The sequence below is a fragment of the Photorhabdus kleinii genome (assembly GCF_025384885.1).
GTDB classification, from domain to species: Bacteria; Pseudomonadota; Gammaproteobacteria; order Enterobacterales; family Enterobacteriaceae; genus Photorhabdus; species Photorhabdus kayaii.
On sequence record NZ_JAJAFY010000104.1, the window covers coordinates 1 to 3,008 of the forward strand.

Below are 3,008 nucleotides of genomic sequence, written 5' to 3' on the forward strand. Positions count from 1 at the left end.
CCCGATTGTGACGGGGTGTACCTACAATGGCCTCAACCGGCCGCCGCTTGATTTACCGCGGGAGAAAACCCGTACCACCTTTAAAACCCGGACTCACCGGGGACAGGGATTTAATGAACTGCGCTTTGAGGATGACAAAGGAAGCGAGGAAGTGTTTATTCATGCTCAACGGGATATGAACATGCAGATTCTCTGGGATAACACCACGCAGATAGGTAATGACCAGAAAACAGAAGTGGCGCATAACCGCACGGCGATAATTAAAAACGATGATGATGAAGCCGTGCAGGGCTTTCAGACGCTTGAAGTCGGTCAAAATCAAACGGTGACCGTTAAAGGTCAGCAAGCCCTTTCTATTGGTAAAAGTCATCAACTGAACATCACCGATAACCAGCAAATCACTGTGGGTAAACATATCACGGTGCACTCTGAAAGCGGACAAATCACCATTGGGAACGCAGGCGGGCAGATAGTCATTGACCCAATGGGCAATATCCGTATCGAAGGGGTCAGCATCACCATGACTGACCATGTTACCGGAAGAAAATCCGCCGATGCGCTGTTTGACTACTCCGCCCGCTATACCCTGCTCAGCGAGCAAAGCGATAAGCCGTTGGTGGATGTCCCCTACACCATTACCACTGGCGATGGTCAGGTCATCCCGGGTAAAACTGACGCGTTGGGCAGAACGATGACCGTACAGAGTGCGGCAGAAGAAAATCTGCAACTGAGTTCACCAGAAAACCCACCTAAACCGAAGCAAACCTTATATCAGGCCAGTGATAACACACCGGTAGAGCATGTTATGGAATTTACGGAGGAATAAGTATGGCAATATCCAACAACGGCAAGATGTGCCCGGCTGTCACATCAATCACCTGTACGATGGAAATAGGTGTCTTTCCTGCTGATGAAGATCCCTGTTATCTGGCGAGAAAAGCCGAATATGCCCTGCGCCTGCCGGCAATGATTATCACCAAACTGGGGGCTATTCGCTTTCTTAATCAAGTCATTATGAGTGGGTTGATTAAGGTTGAGGAACTTAAACATGACTTCCTGTGGCCCTATAAAGCGGAAGTGGTGTTTGCTATCAGAGGAGAGCAAGATGTCCCCTTACCCATGCTGGCGACTAGCCAAGACTCTAAACAGCGTTATGGTGGTAATTTGCCGCAGTCCAGTAATCCGTTTGCCCGACCTTCTGCTGAAGACGCGGAGAAATTTGGTGTTGTTAGTATCCGTCGGCCCGATATTATTCTGGTTAAAGATGAGGCTCTTCGCTGGCCGGGCAGAAATGCCACCTACTTCGATGGTTCTGTGCACCCTGATAATCTAAAGATGTTGATTGAGGTGAAATTTCCGGGAGATGATCTCTCTGACGATCAAGAAAAAGATTATATCCAGATTGCGACAGAAAAACGCTTTGGGGTGATGCGTGTCATGGATAATCGCACTGAGGAGCAAAAGCAGTACGATGAAGCGTGGCGAAAACATTATCAACCCGGCTCCCAACACTATAAAAACCCCATCCCACTGGCCCCGTTGCCACCGGGTTCGTCTCCTGATGATGAAGCTTTACCCACCACTCCCGTAGAGGGTGTACCGGGGACCATTCCGCAACCCCTGACAAAAAATCCACCGCTGCTCAGCACTTCCCGCTGGTCGTTTTTACCCAGCTATGAAGACTGGGTTGTCCTTGGGCAGGAGGTGGCGGGTCTGGCTGAAAATGGGTTGAATTATGTCCGCGACAGTACCCGGGAGCTTCTTGCCCAGTTTGGTATCTGGTTCAATGAGGCTGGCAAATGGGTGTGTAACGAGGTTATTGACCCGATAAGCCATCAGGTCAGCTACGCTTTTTCCTGGGTTAATGAACAAACGGGGAAAATCGTGACCTGGACGGAGAGTGAGATAAAAGCCCGGTGGCAGATTGTGCAACAGGGTTCAGATATCACCCTGGAAGAGCTAAAAAACATTAGCTGGATGCAGATATTAAAAGAGGTGGGTGAAGGCATGCTGGAAATGGTGGTGATTATTGCCGGTATTGCCGTTATTGTCCTGGTCACCCTTGCCGTCGCTGCTGCACTGATTGCACTGGTGGAAATTTTAGCTGCCGCAGTAGCAGCCAGTGCCGCAGCATTAGCCGCCGTCCTGGCAATATTGGCGAGTGTGACATTCGCCATTGCCTCATAATTAATGGAGAAAATGATGGAAATTTCAGATTACTTTGCCCAACTGAGATCACAACTGACCTCTTTTCTTTTTCTCAATGCCGATGGGCTGACTGTTTCCCGTCTGGGTCTCTCAATTACCCTGTTTTTTAAACAAGGCTACACCCAGGAGAAAAAACAACGCATTCTGGCCTGCTACCGGCGCTTTCGCGAAGAGTTTGGCCCTCACCTGCGTTTTCATCGTCATTCACTGAAGGGATTAAAAAAATATTCACCGGAAAATATTACCAAAGTGGAAGAAGGCATTCTGAATCAGAAAAAAAACCAGCTTTCTAGTTGGGTAGTCAGTGACGCCAAAAATCTCTATGAAGCCCCTCGCTATCTGATGCGTTATCTGGATTCCCGAGAAATTGATGGTGATGATGGTAGCTCTTACCTAAGCCTGACACTGCCTTGGGATTATCTAAAAGGGCAAGAGGGCATGACCCAGTTTATGGCCTGGCTGGACTTTCTGTGTGAACAACTCGAACCGGACAGTGGGGACTGTGGCTACGGCCTAGTCATCCCCAGAGATTACCATGACTACTTTCCCTTAGAATACCAGCTAGCGCAACGTTATCCCTCCCTGCAAGTCAATTCTGCGGTTCATACTGCGGTATTACAGTATGGACATTCTATCCGTGGCATTAACTGGATCACCTTGCTGTCCAAACGCTTTGTAGAACGGTTAGGGGGGGAATTCTGGATACGTCATATGCTGGCCCGCCACCTCTACCCGGATGTGGTGATTACGCCTTACTCCAATGGTCTGATGATCCGGGCAGGTCAATACCCGGACTTAAC

General features: G+C 49.1%; 3 protein-coding genes. All 3 read left to right on the top strand.

The window, feature by feature from the left end; all coding sequences use genetic code 11:
• Positions 1-826, top strand: an 826-nt coding sequence (locus LG003_RS22615; RefSeq protein ID WP_449301341.1) for a bacteriophage T4 gp5 trimerisation domain-containing protein, incomplete at its 5' end; no start/stop codon positions are given.
• Positions 827-828: 2 nt separating this feature from the next.
• Positions 829-2,187, top strand: a complete 1,359-nt coding sequence (locus LG003_RS22620) for a VRR-NUC domain-containing protein (protein ID WP_262981715.1) — start codon at positions 829-831, stop codon at positions 2,185-2,187.
• A gap of 15 nt (positions 2,188-2,202) precedes the next feature.
• Positions 2,203-3,008 (top strand): DUF3396 domain-containing protein (locus LG003_RS22625; protein ID WP_262981716.1); only part of this gene is annotated, 806 nt, incomplete at its 3' end.

Coding starts and splice junctions, on each gene's coding strand:
- LG003_RS22620 (WP_262981715.1), top strand. CDS start 829: ATGGCAATATCCAACAACGGCAAGATGTGCCCGGCTGTCACATCAATC.